Below are 19,619 nucleotides of genomic sequence, written 5' to 3' on the forward strand. Positions count from 1 at the left end.
ATCATAAGATACAGCCTCTGAATCAGATAATAATCAGTCTTAAATATACTGGTTGATAATATTCTCCAGCCATTCCTGACGCCCACTGGTCAGCTTAGGCTCACCATTGCTGATAGCAAAGCTGCGCAGGTCTTCCAGGGTCAGCTTACCCTCTTCAAACTCTTTTCCTTTACCACTGTCAAAAGACGCATAACGGTCCTTACGGAACTGCTTATACGGAGATTCTGCCAGTACCTTTTCCGCAATGATAGCAGAACGTGCAAAGGAATCAATACCACCAATATGCGCATGGAAGATGTCTTCCAGGTCTGTAGAGTTACGGCGCGCCTTTGCGTCAAAGTTCACACCACCACCACTGAAACCACCCGCTTCCAGGATCACCAGCATAAATTCCACCATCTCATTCAGGTTCATGGGGAACTGGTCAGTGTCCCAGCCATTCTGGTAATCACCACGGTTAGCATCTATGCTGCCCAGCATATCTGCATCTGCAGCTACCTGCAGCTCATGCTGGAAAGTATGGCCAGCCAGTGTAGCATGGTTTACTTCAAGGTTCAGTTTGAAATCTTTATCCAGGCCGTAATGACGCAGGAAACCAATAACGGTGGCCGCATCATAGTCGTACTGGTGCTTGGTAGGCTCACAAGGTTTAGGCTCAATGAAGAATGTACCTTTAAAACCCTGTTTACGTGCATAGTCTTTTGCAACTGTCAGGAATTTAGCCAGGTGCTCCTGCTCACGTTTCATATTGGTGTTGAGCAGGGTCATATAACCTTCACGGCCACCCCAGAACACATAGTTCTCACCTCCCAGCGCAATAGTTGCATCGAGGGAGTTTTTCACCTGTGTACCCGCATATGCCAGTACAGCAAAGTCAGGGTTGGTGGAAGCGCCGTTCATATAACGCGGGTTACTGAACACATTGGCAGTACCCCACAGCAGCTTCACGCCGCTGGCTTTTTGCTTTTCCTTTGCGTAATCCACTATCTTCTGCATACGGCTTTCATACTCGCTGATAGTAGCTCCCTCATCTACCAGGTCCACATCGTGGAAACAGTAATAAGGCACGCCCAGTTTGGTGATAAATTCAAATGCTGCATCCATTTTATCTTTCGCGCTCTGCACAGCATCTGTAGCTGTAAGCCAGGGGAAAGCCTTGGTGCCGGGACCGAAAGGATCTCCACCCGTTCCGCAGAAGGTATGCCAGTAAGACACTGCAAAGCGGAACAGCTCCTTCATCGTTTTCCCACCGATTTTTCTGTTCTCATCATACCATTTGTATGCAAATGGATTTGTTGACTGGGGACCTTCATAAGCAATCTTGCCGATGCCTTTGAAGTACTCCTGATTCCCTAATGTGATGCTCATTTTCTTTGTTTTTTGAATTCAGAACGTGTGTGTATGTGTATGTGAACTGCGTGTAACCGTAGTATCCCGGTTTATTTAATAATATTCTGAAGGCCATTAAGCCAGCCCTGGTATATCTCACCATATTGCTGCTGCAGTGCGGCATCCGGTTCAATAGTGGCCAGGCATTCCATTCCGCGGAAAGCCTCTTTCTCTGTATATAAACCTGCACCTATTCCTGCAGCACGTGCAGCCCCCTGGGCCCCATCCGTATTATACAGCTCTATTACAACGTTGGCGGTATTGGCAAATACTTCACGGAAAAGCGGACTAAGGAACATATTCGCCTTTCCTGCTCTTACACGGTGTATATCAAGCCCCATATCTGTCATGATGTCCATGCCATACTTGAGAGCAAACACAATACCTTCCTGTCCTGCACGCAGCAGGTGTTCCCGGCTGTGTATGTTGAAGTTGATATCTGTAAATACCGCTCCCGTATCTTTATTGGCCAGTATACGTTCTGCACCGTTCCCGAATGGGTAAATATGCAGTCCGCGGGCACCCGCCGGCGCTTTCGCTGCCAGTGCGTTCATCTCGTCATATGCCAGGTTACCACTCACCTGCCTTAACCAGCTGTTAAGGATACCTGTGCCGTTAAGACACATCAGCACCCCGTTACGGGCAGCTTCGGGAGTGTCGTTCACATGAACAAAGGTATTGACACGACTCTGCTGGTCAAATGCAATATGATCATGCACCGCATATACCACTCCGGAAGTACCCGCTGTAGTAGCAGCTTCTCCGGGTTGTAATACATTCAGAGAGAAAGCATTGTTAGGCTGATCTCCTGCCCTGTAGGTAACAGGTATACCTGGAGCCAGTCCCAGCAGGGCTGCTGCTTCAGGAGTTACCCTTCCCTGTACGCCGAAAGTAGGTACTATAGCAGATAACAGGCTTTCATCAATATTATAGTGTTTCAGCAGCACCTGCGATACCTGCCTGCCGCTGAAGTCCCAGAAGATCCCTTCAGACAGGCCTGAAACAGTGGTAGCCGCTTCTCCTGTAAGGCGCATGGCAATAAAATCGCCGGGCAGCATGATCTTATGGATCTTTTTGTATACCTCCGGCTCATATTGCTGTACCCAACGGAGCTTGGAAGCGGTAAAGTTACCAGGCGAGTTTAACAGGTACTGTAAGGACCAGTTCTGTCCCAGGCTGTTGAAAGCCTCATTACCTATTTCCACAGCACGGCTGTCACACCAGATAATGGAAGGACGCAACACCTGCTGCGCAGCATCCACACATACCAGTCCATGCATCTGGTAAGCAATACCTATAGCAGCAACAGCATCTCCTTTAAAAGAATGCTGCTGCTGTAATTTTTTAGTTGCGTTCTGTATTTCCTTCCACCACATCTCTGGGTCCTGCTCTGCCCAACCGGCAACCGGCGCCTGCATAGGCATTTCCTGTGAAGGGCTGATAGCTGTGGCAAGACATTTTCCCGTTTCCGTATCCAGCAATGCCGCTTTCACAGAGGAAGACCCGATATCGTATCCAATCGTATATTTCATATAAGCAAAATCAATTTTAATGGATGCTACTGCCTTCTGTTACCAGAAAATAGTATACAATGCAACCAGGATACCGCATATCAGTAATGCAGTTACAGTAAATGCCATAGATGGTTTGAACATAGAAGTATCCACTTCCAGTGCATGCGCAGTCTCTATCTGCTCCCCGTTATCTAATGTAATCACCTTAGGTTTAGCCGGTGCTATCAGGGAGATGATCACCATACCTATCACACATACCACAAACACAATACCCATACGGTCCAGGAATGGTATTTCATATACTCCTTCTGTATTCGGAACAGCAAAACCAAAATCATACAGTCCGGAAAGATCTACACCCAAAGGCAGTGATTTCAGCACTATAGACAGGGCAAAACCTCCTATCATGGCAAACAGCGCCGCATTAGGCGTAGTGCGTTTCCAGAAGAAGCCCAGTATGAACATGGCGAAGATACCCGGAGATACAAAGCCTGTATATTCCTGGATGAACTGGAAACCGCCTTTCTTGTCAATACCTAAGAATGGAGAGATGATGATAGCCAGGATCATAGCAACTACTACCACTACACGGCCAATGTTCACGATCTGCTTTTCACCGGCATTCCTGTTAAAGATCTCTTTATAAATATCGAGAGAGAAGATAGTAGAGATACTGTTGGCTTTACCTGCCAGAGACGCTACCACCGCTGCTGTCAGCGCCGCAAACGCCAGACCTTTCATACCCGCAGGCAGGAGGTTCATCAGCACAGGATAAGCATTGTCAGGGCTCAGCTCACCACCTTTGATCATCTCTGCCTGGAACATACCCTGAGAGTGGAGTACATAAGCAGCAATACCCGGCAGCACCACTATTACAGGCATCAGCAGTTTCAGGAAACCTGCAAACAGCAGACCGCTGCGGGCAGTTTTCAGATCAGCGCCCAATGCACGTTGTGTAATGTACTGGTTACATCCCCAATAGTTCAGGTTCACGATCCACATACCACCTATCAGCACTGTCAAACCTGGCAGGTCAAGATAATGCGGGTCATCCTTTTTCAGGATCATGTGGAAATGCTCATCAGCATGTTTTGTCAGCAGGCTGAATCCTTTCATTACACCCGTTTCACCAAAATGCTCAGACACCAGGTTCAGGGCAAGGTATGTAGTAGCCAGACCACCCAGTATCAGGAAGAACACCTGGATCACATCCGTATAACCGATCACCTTCATACCACCCAGCGTGATAATAACGGCAAAAACGGCAATGAGGCTCATACATACATAGAAGTTGATACCTGAAATAGTATTTATGGCCAGCGCCCCCAGGTAAAGAATGGAAGTCAGGTTCACCACCACGTACAAGAGCAGCCAGAACACCGCCATAATTGTACTCACCGTCTTGTTATAACGGGTAAGCAGGAACTGCGGCATCGTATAGATCTTGTTCTTAAGATAGATGGGCAGGAAAAAGACGGCAACAATAATAAGAGTAGCAGCCGCCATCCATTCATAAGTGGAAATAGCAAGACCGATAGAGAAACCGGAACCTGCCATACCAATAAACTGTTCTGCAGAGATATTGGAAGCGATCAGGGACGCTCCGATAGCCCACCATGTCAACGATCCTTCCGCCAGGAAGAAATCTTTGGAATCAGTCGTCTTTCGTTTTTTCTTTTGGTAGATATAGAGTCCGTATCCGGCAACAATCACGAAATACACCAAGAAAACAACATAATCGAGGAATTGTAAGCTCTTTTGCATAAAAAAAACGTGGTGAAAAATAAATGAGGAATCAATATAGCAACATTTTTTTTATTAAACGTAAATTTTACGTTTAAAATTATTTTGTCTTGTGAAGTGGAATTTATTCCAGTAACCATCCGGCCAGCTGTGAACCCACAGCAGAACCAATAGCAACGCCCATTCCGCCCATCCGGACGCCCAGAATTACAGAGTTAGAATAATGTTTTACAAGGGGTTGCCGGTTACTGCCAAAAGCCATAATACCCGTCCACCGGTCTGCCACCGTGAAAGAAAGACCAGGTAGAATAATGTTACGCAACCGGTTTTCCAGTTCCTCCTGGATACGGAGATTAAGTTCAAAATGAGTGGTAGCTTCCCCCCCAAAATCAAGATTACGCCCACCGCCAAAAAGTACCCTTCCCTCCAGCTCACGGAAATAATAATATCCTTCTTCCATATGGAAGATGCCTTTAAATGGTAGCCCCGGTATCACCCCGGTAATCAGTACCTGCCCCCTTCCCGGCTGCAGGTCAAGGTCCGGCAATAATTGCCGGGTAAAAGCATTCGTGCAGACCGCTATCTTCCGGCAGGAAAAAACTATCTGGTCCGTACCATCACTGCGTAATACAACTACAGATACGCCCGTTCCTGTTTCTTCCATATCAGTGATCGTACAGCCGGTCTTGATCTCCACTCCTCTCTCTATGGCCATATCTATCAGGCCACGCATCATTTTACCGGTATGCAGCTCTCCTTCATAGTTATTGCTGATAAGGGCCTTTACATAATTCCTGTTAAAACCAAAAAAAGGTACCTTCTCGTTGGCAGAAGAAAAAGCATCCCCTTTTAATAAAGGACGCAGCAGGTCATTCACCCGGTCCATTTGCTGCAGGGCAGGTTCCTCAGCTACTCCAATCAGCTCGTAGCTGCCATTCTCATGGTAATCCATACGGCCGTCTCCCAGCCTTTGCCGGAGCATCTGTAACCCCTTGCGGCGCAATTCCAGCAGGGCCAGAACATCAGCTTCAGGCATGGTATCCAGGTCTGCCAGCAGTTCTGTAAGACTGCCTATACAGGCAAAACCCGCATTTTTTGTACTCGCGCCTGTAGGAAGGATATCCCTTTCCAGCACCAGCACACGGGCAGCCGGCTGCCGCTCTTTCAGGCTGATAGCAGTAGAAAGGCCCACAATCCCACTGCCGGCAATAATATAATCGTATTGTAAAAGACTTTGCTTTTCCCAGAAACTGAGCATAACGGGAAACGATTAAAGAGTGAGTACTATCTTTCCCTTCACATGGCCGCCTTCCAGCACTTTATGCGCCCTGGCCACTTCTTCCAGCGGATAAGTACCATCTATATATATCTTCAGCCGGTTGTTGTCCAGCAACAATGCCAGTTGCTCTATTCTTTCACCGGAAGGACGTACAGACATCCATTTCACCCTGACGTTTTTCTCCCGGGCTTTAGCTATTACTGCCGGATCATCCTTGTACATACTGGGTAGAGATACCAGTACGCCGCCCGGACTTAACACATCAATGGAACGCAGGGCTGTTTCCCCTCCCATGCCATCTATCACCACATCCATATTATCCACAGCTTCCTCAAAAGGCTGTGCTTTATAATCTATAGGCTGGTCGGCGCCCAGCTGTTGTAAAAATGCCTGGTTCTCTGCAGATGCAGTACCCGCCACAAAACAGCGTTTCCATTTGGCCAGCTGCACTGCTATATGGCCTACACCACCAGCAGCAGCCTGGATCAGCACTCTTTGGCCCCAGGTGATCCCCGCATGATCAAATAAAGCTTCCCAGGCGGTTAATCCGGCAAGGGCCGAAGCGGCAGCTTCTTCAAAAGAAATGTTCCTGGGAATAATGGCAAACTCCTCTTCATTTACCACTGCATATTCGGCGTACGCATTGGCTGCATCAGGAAACCTGCTCATACCGAAAATCCGGTCACCCGTCACAAACCGGCTCACTTCCTCTCCCACACTGACTACCTCTCCCGCTATATCCCAACCCAGGATGGCAGGCAATGTAAAATGGCTGGCATAACCTTTACCTGAACGCGTTTTAAAATCAACAGGGTTCAATCCTACCGCCCTCACTTTCACCAGGACTTCCCCCGCTGCCGGCAGCGGCACCGGCACTTTTTCTATCCTGAAGGTCTCAGCGGGTCCAAACTCAGGCAAGACAGCTGCCTGCATAAAGTTGCTCATGGATACAGTAATTTGGTTCAAAATACCGATAAAAAAGGAAAAAGGGATATATGAAGAAAGGACGTTATGTTTGATAACCAAAACATAACGCCATAAAAAAAGCCGCTCCTGTTCCTGGCAGAAGCGGCTTCTTTTTTTGCACAATGCGCTAAAAGCTTATACCAAATAACCGAAAAGATTATCATTCTTGTTCAGCTCTGTAAAATGAATATTATACTTACGGAAATTAGCCAGCAGGATATCATAATCTTCCCTCTTCTTCAGTTCCACACCTATAAGCGCCGGTCCGGTTTCCTTGTTATGTTTCTGTATAAATTCAAAACGCGTAATATCATCGTCCGGTCCCAGTACATGGTTCACAAACTCTTTCAGAGCGCCGGGACGTTGTACAAAACGGATAATGAAGTAATGCTTTAATCCTTCATATAACAGGGAACGTTCCTTTATTTCCTGCATACGGTCAATATCATTGTTACTGCCGCTCACTACGCACACCACTTTCTTTCCTTCTATTTCCTTTGCATAGTAATCCAGTGCTGCTATAGACAATGCACCTGCCGGTTCCACCACGATAGCGTCTTCATTATATAGTCTCAGTATAGTAGAGCAAACCTTCCCTTCCGGTACCAGCTGCATTTTGGTCAGTATATCTTTACAGATCTCAAAAGTGAGGGTACCTACCCTTTTCACCGCCGCACCATCCACAAAACGTTCTATTTCACCAAGAGTAACAGGTGCACCTGCTTCCAGGGCGCGCGTCATGGAAGGAGCGCCTTCCGGTTCTACACCAATGATAGCCGTATTCGGACTGTAAGTCTTAAAATAGGTACCTACGCCGGATGCCAGTCCGCCACCGCCTATAGGCACAAAAATATAATCAACCTGGGCCTGGTCTTCCAGTATTTCTACTGCAACAGTGCCCTGGCCTTCAATTATCTTAGGGTCATCGAATGGAGGGATAAAGGTCATGCCATGCGTCCGGGTAAATGCCTGGGCTTCAGCAGCACAATCATCAAAAGTATCACCCACCAGTTTGATCTCTATATTATCGCCGCCAAACATGTTCACCTGGTTCACTTTCTGCTTGGGAGTGATAATAGGCATGAAAACCACACCTTTGATATCCAGCTGCCGGCAGGCATAAGCAAAACCCTGGGCATGGTTGCCGGCACTGGCGCAGGTTACTCCTTTCGCCAGAATCTCTTTGTCCAGGCTGCTAATCAGGTTGTACGCACCACGTAATTTATAAGAACGCACAATCTGCATATCTTCCCTCTTGAGATAGATATCTGCATTATACCTGCGGGAGAGCGTTGCGCTATAGGTAAGCGGAGTACGGTTCACCACAGGTTTCAACTTCACCGCTGCATCTAGGATATTGAGCGGATTAACACTTGTTAGTACCTGGGACATATTTCATCATTAAAAAATGACCAATCACGGACTACGAACGAAGATCTGAGTGACTGCATCCGTAATCCGCAATTGATCATTTAGATCGTTATAATTTGTATAATTACGCGTTAGGACGCAGCTTTCTTACAGCCGCACCTGCCTGCCACATTTCGCTTTCACGAAGTTCTTTCAGTTCTTCGTTCAGCTTTTCACGGTAGTCAGGAGTGCTGTTGGATGCGATAGAGCGTGCAGCTTCTTTACCGCTTTTTACGCTTTCATACAGCTCTTCAAATACAGGCTGGGAAGCAGCTTTGAATTTCTTCCACCAGTCCAGCGCACCACGCTGAGCAGTAGTAGAACAGTTAGCATACATCCAGTCCATACCGTTTTCTGCTACCAGCGGCATCAGTGACTGGGTCAGCTCTTCTACTGTTTCATTGAAAGCTTCAGACGGAGAGTGACCGTTCTTACGCAGTACTTCGTACTGTGCGGCGAAGATACCCTGAATAGCACCCATCAGTGAACCACGTTCGCCTGTCAGGTCAGATGTAACTTCTTTCAGGAAATCTGTTTCAAACAGGTAACCGGAACCAACGCCAATACCCAGTGCAATAACACGATCACGTGCTTTACCGGTAGCGTCCTGGAATATTGCAAAACTGGAGTTCAGACCCTGACCCGCCAGGAACAACCTGCGCAGAGATGTACCGGAACCTTTAGGTGCTACCAGGATCACGTCTACGTCAGCCGGAGGAATAATACCAGTCTGGTCTTTATAAGTAATACCAAAACCATGGGAGAAATACAGTGCTTTACCTTTGGTCAGGTGTGGTTTTAAAGTAGGCCACAGGGAGATCTGACCGGCATCACTCAGCAGGAACTGGATGATAGTACCTTTTGAAGCAGCTTCTTCGATCTCGAACAGTGTCTGACCTGGTACCCAGCCATCAGCGATAGCTTTATCCCATGTTTTAGAACCTTTACGCTGTCCTACAATCACGTTGAACCCGTTGTCTTTCAGATTCAATGCCTGGCCGGGACCTTGCACGCCGTAACCAATAATAGCTATCACTTCGTTCTTCAGCACTTCTCTAGCTTTTTCCATGGGGAATTCTTCTCTGGTTACTACGTCTTCCAGTACCCCTCCAAAATTGATGGTTGCCATGTTTTGATAGTGTTTGTTTTATTTATTGAATTATTTAAAACTAGATGCTTTCTTCTTCAGCTGATACCTCTGTATGAGCAGTATATCTTGCCTGTTTCAGATTGTCAGGACGCTGTGCTTCCAGCTCCTTCAGGTGGTCATGGAAACGACGGCTCCATTTCACAATGGCAACTCTCCCGCTCTTGGAATATTCTATCAGCCCATAGGGTGCCAGTTTGGCCTGCAGGGCTATCAGCTCTTCCTGGTGACCGGTCTTCTCCAGCACAAAATATTCATCTGTGATGGTGAGAATACGGGCATTGTTCTCCCGGATCAGCTGTTCAATATTACCATTCTTCAGCGCCTTGGTAGATATCTTGTACAACGCCAGTTCCTGGTACACCACTTCGTCTTCCTCATGTACAAAAGCACGGTGAATCTCTATCAGCCTTTCTATCTGACCTACTATCTTCTCCAGCTTCGACTTTTCAGACAATACGGTGATGATAAATTTATATACGCCCGGGATCTCCGTTTCAGCCGTTGTCAGACTGGTGATGTTAATGCCCCGGCGGGTAAAGATAACAGTGATACGGTTCGTGATACCGATCCTGTCTTCCGTATATACCGTTACTGTATATTCTTTTTGCATAGTGTTCGTGTTAATGATTGCTGATTCCTTATTCCTGCTACTCAAGCCTGATATTAGCTATCGGCTGACCGGAAGGTACCATTGGGAATACATTGTCTTCTTTCTCCACAACTACTTCCAGCAGATATGCACCATTGTGGGAGATCATCTCGTCCACAGCAGCAGTGATATCAGCACGGTCTGTCACTTTTCTGCCCGGAATGAAGAACCCTTTGGCTATCTGCACAAAGTCAGGATTGATCATCTCTGTAGAAGAATAACGTTTATCAAAAAACAATTGTTGCCACTGACGCACCATACCCAGGAAGTTGTTGTTCAGGATCACGATCTTCACACCGATCTCTGACTGGTATATCGTACCCAGCTCCTGCAACGTCATCTGGAAACAACCATCACCAATCACAGCCACTACTTCCTTTTCCGGCGTTCCTACCTTCGCGCCCATTGCGGCAGGCAATGCAAAGCCCATAGTACCCATACCGCCAGAGGTGATATTGGTATTAGGGTCCTGGAATCGATAGTAACGGGAAGCGATCATCTGGTGCTGCCCTACGTCCGTTACCAGTACAGCTTTACCCGCTGTCCTTTCAGAGATCAGGCGTACCACCTCCGCCATCTTTAAACCACCTTCAGCAGGATAAAGTTCTTTCTTCGATACCTTTTCTTCTTCTTTTTTATCCGCCTCACGGAATTGCTGGATCCACGCATCATGCTGCTGCGGTTTTACCAGCTCCAGCAGCGCCTCCAGGGCAGTCTTTGCATCCGCATGTACCGCTACATCCGCTTTAATGATCTTATTGATCTCAGCTGCATCTATTTCAATGTGGATCACTTTCGCCTGCTTCACATACTGTGTTACATCACCTGTGATACGGTCGTCAAAACGCATACCTACGGCAATCAGCACATCACATTCATTCGTCATGATGTTGGGCGCATAGTTACCATGCATACCCAGGTAACCTACATATTTCGGATGGTCAACCGGTACGGCTGACAAGCCAAGCAAAGTAGACGCTATCGGGATACCCGCTTTCTCTGCTAATGCTATCAGTTCCTTCTCCGCACCGGAAAGCAATACTCCGTGGCCACAGAAAATATATGGACGCTGTGCATTGTTGATCAGTTCAGCTGCCGCTTTCACCGCTTCAGTATCCAGTTTTGGTACCGGGCGGTAACTACGGATATAATCACATTTCTTATATTCAAAATCAAACTTCGCTACCTGCGCATTCCTCGTAATATCCACCAGTACAGGTCCTGGACGGCCGCTGCCCGCAATATAGAATGCTTTGGCAATAGCCCCCGGAATGTCTTCCGGACGCGTTACCTGTATATTCCATTTGGTGATAGGCATGGTAATACCTATTACATCCGTTTCCTGGAAAGCGTCAGTACCCAGCAAATGCGCTGCCACCTGTCCGGTAATACACACCATAGGGGTAGAATCCATATAAGCATCTGCCAGACCTGTTACCAGGTTGGTAGCACCGGGGCCGGAAGTGGCAAACACCACCCCTACCTTGCCGGAAGTACGGGCATAACCCTGGGCAGCATGGGTAGCGCCCTGTTCATGACGGACCAATATATGATGAACTTCATTCTGAAAATCGTAAAGGGCATCATAAATAGGCATAATAGCGCCTCCCGGATAGCCGAAAATGGTTTCTACACCTTCTGCAATCAGCGAGCGGATCACTGCCTCAGAACCGCTGATATTAGGTAGAACGGCAGCTGCCGCACTCTTTCCAGCCAGCTCAGGCTTCATCGGTAACACATCCTTCTGTTGCATCTGAAACAAGTTTTGCGTATTTTAATAATATACCGTTTGATGCTTTCAATGCAGGTTTTACCCAACTGGCCTTACGGGCGGCGAGTTCCTCTGCGCTCACTTCCAGCACGATCGAGTTCTTCTCAGCATCTATTTCAATAATATCGTCATCCTGTACCAGGGCTATGGTACCACCTTCATAAGCTTCAGGCGTAATATGCCCTACCACAAAGCCATGGGTACCGCCGGAGAAGCGGCCATCAGTGATCAATGCCACACTCTTGCCCAGGCCCACACCCATGATAGCAGAAGTCGGCTTCAGCATTTCAGGCATACCAGGTGCGCCTTTAGGCCCTACCTGCCTGATCACCACAACATCCCCTTTCTTCACACGTCCGCTCTGGATACCTGCAATCAGCTCAAATTCACCATCAAATACACGTGCAGGACCACGGAAGCTCAATCCTTCCTTACCGGTTATCTTTGCCACTGAACCCCTCTCTGCCAGGTTACCATACAGTATCTGTATGTGACCGGAAGCTTTGATAGGCTTTTCCAGCGGAACAATAATGTCTTGCGATTCAAATTCCAGTTCCGGTACGCTTTCCAGGTTCTCTGCCAGCGTTTTACCGGTTACAGTCAGGCAATTACCATGCAGGTAACCCCTCTTCAGCAGGTATTTCATTACCAGCGGAACACCTCCGATGTCATGAAGGTCCTGCATCATATACTTACCACTCGGCTTCAGATCTGCAATAAAAGGAGTTTTATCACTGATACGCTGAAAATCGTTCAGCGTAAATTTGATATCTACTGATTTTGCAATAGCTATCAGGTGCAGTACCGCATTAGTACTACCTCCCAGCGCCATTACCACAGTTGCGGCATTCTCAAATGCCTCAAAGGTCATAATGTCCCTGGGCTTAATATCTTTTTCCAGCAGCAGACGGATATACTTACCTGCTTCCTCACATTCCTGCTGCTTTTCCTTACTTTTCGCAGGGCTGGAAGAGCTGTAGGGAAGGCTCATACCCATTGCCTCAATGGCTGAAGACATGGTATTCGCCGTATACATACCGCCACAGGCGCCGGCGCCCGGGCAGGAATTCATTACTATTCCTTTATAGTCCTCATCATTCAGGGTACCCGCTATTCTCTGGCCCAAAGCCTCAAAAGAAGAGATAATGTTCAGGTCCTGTCCTTTATATTTACCAGGAGCTATCGTACCACCATATACCATAATGGCAGGACGGTTCAGACGGCCCATTGCCATAAGGGAACCAGGCATGTTCTTATCACATCCCGGAACAGTGATGAGGGCATCATAATACTGTGCGCCGCATACAGTTTCAATAGAATCCGCAATCAGATCACGGCTGACCAGGGAATAACGCATACCGGGTGTACCATTGCTCATACCATCACTGACGCCTATGGTATGAAATGTCAGTCCCACAAGATCGTTTGCCCAGACCCCTTTTTTGACCTGCTGAGCAAGATCATTAAGGTGCATATTGCAGGTGTTACCGTCATAGCCCATGCTGGCAATGCCAACCTGCGCTTTCTTCAGGTCCTCTTCGGTTAAACCTATGCCATACAGCTGCGCCTGTGCGGCTGGCTGTGTAGGGTCCTGGGTGAGCGTTTTGCTGTACTTGTTCAATTCCATCTGTCTGTTATTTATTTCCTGATTGCGATGTTAAGTAGGGTACAAAATAGCGGCTATATGGCGCAAGTTCCAAACCAATTACTGACAGGTTAGCCGGTATTCAAATCTCTTCGATTTATGGCTAAACCCGCACTGGTACTGGATAACGTACCTCTAAAAATCCAAATTCCAACTTATTAAAAAATGCTTTAACGGGAGGCTGTATAAATGAGTCTGTGTTGGAAAAGGTAAGGGTGGGGCTGTTTCCGGGAAGTATAAAAGGCAGAAATCCCCCCTTTAATACTTCCCGCTACACTGCGCCCATTTGAGGAAGCCCGCTGCAGTGTATATATTTCTTTAGATCTCTATGCAATACCATACCCCTCCAGGTATGATATATTGAAGAATACCTGAATAAGTCTATGATATATAACGCTTACAGTAAAGCAGCCATTAAGCCACGGTTACAGCAGAACGGTCAAACTCCTTTTCAAGTACCCTGGCTTTATAAGCCTGCTGCAGCAATTTACCCAGGGAAGAAGCCCATGGTTTGCTGAAGCCATGTCCGTCCAGAGAGTCCCATCCTACCAGTTCAGCTGCAGTACCACAATAGAATACGCTTTCAGCAGTCTTTAACTCATCTACAGTGAACAGCTTTTCTTCCAGGGGAATGCCCAGTTCATGACATAATTCAATAACAGTAGCGCGGGTAATACCTGGCAGAATGTTGCCGGGAGGAGGAGTGAAGATCTTTCCGTCTTTTTCAAAGAAAATGTTAGCACCAGGTCCTTCAGCCACATAACCGTTCATGTCCAGCAGCAGCGCTTCATCATAACCTTTTTCTTTAGCTTCCTGAGAGGCCAGGATGGAGTTTACATACAGACCTGCAGTTTTTGATTCGATCTTGAATGCTTTTGGATTAGGACGCTGGTACGACGAAGTCATTACACGCAGCAGCTTTTCACCCAGGTAAGCACCCCATTCCCATGCGCAGATCAGTACATGTGTTTCACTGGCGGCTTTCAATGTCATGTTGGGAGGGCAAAAGGCCAGCGGACGGATGTACGCTTCTTCCATGTTGTTCAGTTCAAGCACTTTGTAACACGCCGCTATCAGCTCTTCATTGTTGAATGTATAAGGCATGTGTATCAGTTCGCAAGAGCGTTTAAACCTGTCGAAGTGTTCCTTAGCTTTAAAGATCTTTACAGATCCATCAGCAGTCTTGTAGGCACGGATGCCTTCAAACACAGCATAACCATAGTGCAATGACTGGCCATAAAGATCTATAGTAGCCGCAGTGGCTTTCTTATACTCCCCGTTCACGTAAAGAATGGTGTTCTCGTTGTAATAGCTATACATATAATTCAGATATTAGAAATCGATTCAGATTTTAAAATTACAGGCGTAAAAAAACGCCTTCCTCTGTGGAGGAAGGCGTGTTATTTTTAGTTGTTGTACACAATTACCTATCCTCCATATTGGTGGCCAATAATGACAACGACAACCACGACGAGCGTGATAGCCCAATTAAGCTGAGCTACGATGTGATTGATCTTGTTATTGTCTTTATTTACCCACATGGAGGTACTGATTTTATTTTTTTGGTATTACAAATGTATTGGTCGTTAAAGTAAAAAACAATACAACCGGTAAGATTTAGTTATTTCGCAAACAAATCTTGACTTTTTGAAGATATTGAAATAAAACAACCTTTCTTTAAACAAAATCTGATCAAATTAGGAAATTATTGTAAATAATTCCTAGCTATTTCCACAAATTATCCGGGTATTCACCATTTTTAACAAGTGCAGACAGGCTTGCCTGTACACCGGGAGCATCTTCCTTATAGGTAACGCCAAACCACTGAGCCCCCGTTGGCAGCACATTCACTACTCCCAGATTGTTCTTGATGAAGTGGTCTACCACAATAGGAATAAAGAACTCTGACTTAGGTTTGTCACCATCTTTCTGCAGGAACTCTTTGAACAGCCTCTCACTCAGCTCAAATACTGAAGGATGAAAGCCCCAGAAGTTCATGGATACAGGAGTTTGCGGCTCCAGCGGATGCTTGCCGCCATCAGCATCTTCATACACGATCTGCTCTCCGTCCTTGTATACCTTGGTTCTTTCATTGATGGCAGACAGGTTGCCATTACCATCGGCTGCACATACACCACGGGATACAGAACCATGCTCGCTGATGGTTTTGCTTAACTCATAACCCACTACACTCCATACATCAGGCTTCGCAGCGTCCTTCAGGAACGTAGCCGCCTTCTGGAAAGAATCACGGCCATAGAAATCGTCCGCATTGATCACCGCAAAAGGCTCGTTAATAGCATGTTTAGCACATAAGACCGCATGTGCCGTACCCCAGGGCTTCGAACGCTCCGCCGGGATTGCATAACCGTCTGTAAAAGCTTCCATTTCCTGGTAAACATAATCAACAGCGATCCGCCCCTTCAGTTTGGGCTCAAATATCTCCCGGAAATCGGATTCGAAATCTTTCCGAATAATGAAAACAATTTTGCCAAAGCCAGCGCGGATAGCATCATAAATAGAGTAATCAATGATTGTTTCTCCGCTGGGGCCAAACTGTTGTATCTGCTTCAGACTACCATAACGGCTTGCCATACCGGCAGCCAGGATCAATAAAGTTGGTTGCATCTATGAACTTTGTTTTTATTTGTTTTCACAATTGCGCAATTTCCAGGCGCTAAATTTAACGATTAAAACTATTTTCACACTTTCTTTTTGGAGGTAGACAGGGTTTTAATGATTTATTAAAATGGCCCTTAATATCAAGCTATCCGGGCCCAGAGGCAACAAACACCGTACCAACCAGACGTTATAACCTGGAAGGAGAAACAAGTCGTTGCTTTATACATGTGAATATTAGCATGAAACATTAGCTGTTACTGCAACCTTCCTGATTTAAGTAAATATACGAAGATGCATTATGAAAAAATTATTTCTTCAGGCATTCGCCACATTGTTATACCTGGCCGGCTTTGCGCAACAAAAAACAGCCGATATCACCATCATACCGGAACCTCTGCTTGTCAGCCCTATGCCCGGCAGCTTTGTATTAAATCAAAACACACAGATACACTATGAAGGTAAAGCAGGCAGGATCACTGCAAACCTGCTCAATGACTTCCTGGAAAGCAATTATAACTTTAAACTGGAGCTGAATAGCCGCCCGCTGCCCAAACAACCGGCATATCCCATTATCAGCATAGTAGAAGCCAGTACAGGTAAACCCGAAGGATATATCCTGGAAGTGAACGCAGGAAAAGTATACCTGCAGGGAGATGCAGCAGGGCTTTTTTACGGACTGCAAACCATCAGACAACTCGTCCCGGTCGATAAGAAAGCGGCTATCCACATCCCTGCCCTGCGCATACAGGACTATCCCCGCTTTGCATACCGCGGACTGATGCTGGACGCAGGAAGACATTTCTTCCCGCCCTCCTATATCAGACAATTCATCGACATGATGGCGCTCTATAAATTCAACCGGTTCCACTGGCACCTTACAGATGATCAGGGATGGCGTATAGAGATCAAAAAATATCCACGCCTGCAGGAAATAGCTTCCGTCAGGAAAGAAACACTGATAGGCCATCACCGCTTCAGTAAACAGTATGATGGCAAACCTTACGGCGGTTACTATACGCAGGAAGAAGTACGTAACATTGTTCAATACGCCGCTGAAAGGAATATCACCATCATACCCGAAATAGAAATGCCCGGCCACTCACAGGCCGTACTGGCAGCATATCCCCGCTTCGGAAACACAGGAGGCCCTTATGAAGTACGCACTACATGGGGCATTTCCAAAGATGTGCTGAATCCCGCCAATGATTCAGTATTCACCTTCCTGCAGGATGTACTGACAGAGGTCATGGACCTCTTCCCCGGAAAATATATTCATATAGGCGGCGACGAATGCCTGAAAGACCGCTGGAAAGAATCCGCAGAAGTACAACAGCTGATCAGGAAACTGGGACTGAAAAACGAACATGACCTGCAAAGCTATTTCATACAACGCATGGAAAAATTCGTAAACAGTAAAGGCCGTGCTATCATTGGCTGGGATGAGATACTGGAAGGAGGTCTGGCGCCCAATGCTACCGTTATGAGCTGGAGAGGCGAAGAAGGCGGTATCGCAGCTGCCAAACAGAAACATGACGTGATCATGACGCCCAACACCTATCTTTATCTTGACTATTACCAGGGCCATACAACCACAGAACCACTGAATGCAGGCAACTTCCTGCCCCTGAAAACAGTTTATAAATATGAACCGCTGCCCGCTTCACTGGATGCAGCAGAAAAGCAATATATCAAAGGCGTACAGGCCAATATATGGACGGAGTTCATGCCAGACCAGGAAATGGTGAACTACATGACCTGGCCCCGCGCACTTGCCGTATCAGAAATAGCATGGTCCCAACCCGGCAAAAAAGACCTCTCCCGCTTCATGAAAAAACTGCCATCAGAACTGGCACGCATGAATAATGCAGGCATCCGTTTTCGTATTCCCGAACCTGTAGGATTGGAAAGCAAACTGGTGAACACTACCGAAGTAACCGTTACATTAACGCCTCCCGTAAAAGGAGCCGCCATCTTCTATACCACAGATGGCAGTGAACCAGGTACCTCCAGCTCCCGGTATATACATTCCATACATCTGCCCGTGCCGGAAAAAGGCACAGCTACCTTACGCACCATCGTAGTACTGCCATCTGGCCGTATCAGCCCTGTATACAGCGCAGGTTACATACGTGACGGCAATTATCTCCCCGCACAACAGGTAAAACCAGGTAAGAAAGGTCTTACATTCACAGCCCGCTTCGGAGAATCCACCACCACCGATACCAGTGGCATCATCCCCCAGGTTGACATACGCCAGCTGCAATTAAAGAACTGGCAGCTGAGTGCTGTCTATGAAGGCTATGTTAAGCTGGATGCAGACGGGCTCTATGAATGGTACCTGAATGCAGATGATCAGGCAAAGTTCTACCTGGATGACCAGCTGCTGCTGGATATCAGTACTCCCGGCACTCCTGAAAAGAATATCCTGTCTGTTATGCGCAAAGGATATCATAAAGTAAAGGTAGAATTCCGGAATACCCAGGGCGGGCCATGGCTGGAGCTGGGTCTGTTCCGGAACGGGGAAAAGATCAACCTGGCAGATCACCTTTATACAGGTCAGTAAAATGCAGTTCAACTACAGTAATATCATTCTTCAGCAATTTAAAGCAACATGGCTGCCAGATACTATCCTGGCGGCCATGCTGCGTCTTGACCTGCTACATCCTGAAGTCTCAGGCAACAAATGGTTCAAGCTCAAATACAATCTCATAGCGGCAGCAGCCCAGGGTAAAAGTCATATCCTCACATTCGGTGGCGCATATTCCAATCATATTGCAGCTACAGCAGCAGCCTGCCAGCTGGCCGGACTGACCTGTACAGGGATCATCCGCGGAGAAAAACCACCCGTGCTTAGTCATACCCTGCAGGAAGCCATGGCAAAAGGCATGCAGCTGCAATTCATCAGCCGGGAAGCTTACCGGCATAAAAATACCACTGACTGGGCCTCCCTGTTCCCCGATGCCTTCATCGTGCCGGAAGGTGGTAACAACGCAGCAGGAGCTAAAGGCTGCGAAGAAATACTCACACTGGCAGACACCAGCAGCTTTACACATATTGCCTGTGCGTGCGGCACAGGTACCACACTGGCAGGGCTCATCAACAGCGCCCTTCCGGCCCAGGAACTGAGAGGCTATCCTGTATTGAAAGGTGCAGAATATCTGGAACAGGAAGTCAGCGCGCTGATCACAGTACCCAGGCCTCCACTGTGGCAACTGGTACATGAGCATCATGGCGGAGGATACGCTAAAGTACCCGCCGGATTAAAAGAATTTATGGAAGACTTCTTCATCCAGACGGGAATCCCCCTCGATATTGTTTATACCGGCAAACTGGTACGGGGTGTATGTGAAGATATAAAAGCAGGAAAATATCCTTCCGGCAGCCGCATCCTGCTCATACATACCGGCGGTCTGCAGGGCAATCCCTTATTATCCTAATAAACTGTTAATCTGGTATTAAAGGAAAATATACCAATGCCGGA

14 protein-coding genes are annotated in these 19,619 nt (G+C 47.1%); 2 read left to right on the forward strand and 12 right to left on the reverse strand.

Annotated elements, in window-relative coordinates; genetic code table 11:
• Window positions 1-39: 39 nt before the first annotated feature.
• The 12 genes from xylA to GO493_RS18060 all read right to left on the reverse strand — a co-directional run bounded on the left by xylA (window position 40) and on the right by GO493_RS18060 (window position 16,144).
• The gene (gene xylA / locus GO493_RS18005) at window positions 40-1,368 is read right to left on the reverse strand and encodes a xylose isomerase (RefSeq protein WP_157307608.1); all 1,329 of its coding nucleotides are present in this window, start codon (window positions 1,366-1,368) and stop codon (window positions 40-42) included.
• A 71-nt stretch (window positions 1,369-1,439) separates the two neighbouring features.
• On the reverse strand, window positions 1,440-2,921 hold the full coding sequence (locus GO493_RS18010; RefSeq protein WP_157307609.1) for a xylulokinase: 1,482 nt from the start codon (window positions 2,919-2,921) through the stop codon (window positions 1,440-1,442).
• 39 nt (window positions 2,922-2,960) lie between these two features.
• A complete protein-coding gene (locus tag GO493_RS18015; RefSeq protein WP_157307610.1) occupies window positions 2,961-4,667 on the reverse strand; it encodes a sodium/sugar symporter in 1,707 nt (568 codons plus the stop codon).
• A gap of 103 nt (window positions 4,668-4,770) precedes the next feature.
• Window positions 4,771-5,904, reverse strand: coding sequence for an NAD(P)/FAD-dependent oxidoreductase (locus tag GO493_RS18020; RefSeq protein ID WP_157307611.1), 1,134 nt, complete (start codon window positions 5,902-5,904; stop codon window positions 4,771-4,773).
• Window positions 5,905-5,916: 12 nt separating this feature from the next.
• Window positions 5,917-6,870 (reverse strand): NADP-dependent oxidoreductase, encoded by a 954-nt coding sequence (locus tag GO493_RS18025; protein ID WP_157307612.1) that lies wholly within the window; start codon window positions 6,868-6,870, stop codon window positions 5,917-5,919.
• Window positions 6,871-7,026: 156 nt separating this feature from the next.
• Window positions 7,027-8,283 carry a threonine ammonia-lyase IlvA gene (ilvA, locus tag GO493_RS18030; protein ID WP_157307613.1) on the reverse strand — a complete coding sequence of 419 codons (1,257 nt, stop codon included), beginning with the start codon at window positions 8,281-8,283 and terminating at the stop codon, window positions 7,027-7,029.
• Between the two features lie 103 nt (window positions 8,284-8,386).
• A complete protein-coding gene (gene ilvC / locus GO493_RS18035) occupies window positions 8,387-9,430 on the reverse strand; it encodes a ketol-acid reductoisomerase (protein ID WP_157307614.1) in 1,044 nt (347 codons plus the stop codon).
• A gap of 40 nt (window positions 9,431-9,470) precedes the next feature.
• Window positions 9,471-10,061, reverse strand: coding sequence for an acetolactate synthase small subunit (gene ilvN, locus GO493_RS18040; RefSeq protein WP_157307615.1), 591 nt, complete (start codon window positions 10,059-10,061; stop codon window positions 9,471-9,473).
• Between the two features lie 37 nt (window positions 10,062-10,098).
• A complete protein-coding gene (gene ilvB / locus GO493_RS18045) occupies window positions 10,099-11,853 on the reverse strand; it encodes a biosynthetic-type acetolactate synthase large subunit (RefSeq protein ID WP_317165440.1) in 1,755 nt (584 codons plus the stop codon).
• Window positions 11,819-13,498, reverse strand: coding sequence for a dihydroxy-acid dehydratase (gene ilvD / locus GO493_RS18050; protein ID WP_157307616.1), 1,680 nt, complete (start codon window positions 13,496-13,498; stop codon window positions 11,819-11,821). The genes ilvB and ilvD overlap by 35 nt, the downstream gene beginning before the upstream one ends.
• Before the next feature lie 432 nt (window positions 13,499-13,930).
• A complete protein-coding gene (locus tag GO493_RS18055; RefSeq protein WP_157307617.1) occupies window positions 13,931-14,836 on the reverse strand; it encodes a branched-chain amino acid transaminase in 906 nt (301 codons plus the stop codon).
• A 405-nt stretch (window positions 14,837-15,241) separates the two neighbouring features.
• Window positions 15,242-16,144, reverse strand: coding sequence for a nucleotidyltransferase family protein (locus tag GO493_RS18060; protein WP_157307618.1), 903 nt, complete (start codon window positions 16,142-16,144; stop codon window positions 15,242-15,244).
• A 292-nt stretch (window positions 16,145-16,436) separates the two neighbouring features.
• Here GO493_RS18060 and GO493_RS18065 point away from each other — a divergent pair, with 292 nt between their 5' ends.
• Together GO493_RS18065 and GO493_RS18070 are read left to right on the forward strand one after the other, a co-directional pair.
• A complete protein-coding gene (locus GO493_RS18065; protein ID WP_157307619.1) occupies window positions 16,437-18,701 on the forward strand; it encodes a family 20 glycosylhydrolase in 2,265 nt (754 codons plus the stop codon).
• A 1-nt stretch (window position 18,702) separates the two neighbouring features.
• Complete coding sequence (locus tag GO493_RS18070; protein WP_157307620.1) at window positions 18,703-19,575, forward strand: 1-aminocyclopropane-1-carboxylate deaminase/D-cysteine desulfhydrase; 873 nt, start codon at window positions 18,703-18,705, stop codon at window positions 19,573-19,575.
• Window positions 19,576-19,619: the final 44 nt, after the last annotated feature.

This window comes from Chitinophaga tropicalis, assembly GCF_009758205.1.
Lineage (GTDB): Bacteria > Bacteroidota > Bacteroidia > Chitinophagales > Chitinophagaceae > Chitinophaga > Chitinophaga tropicalis.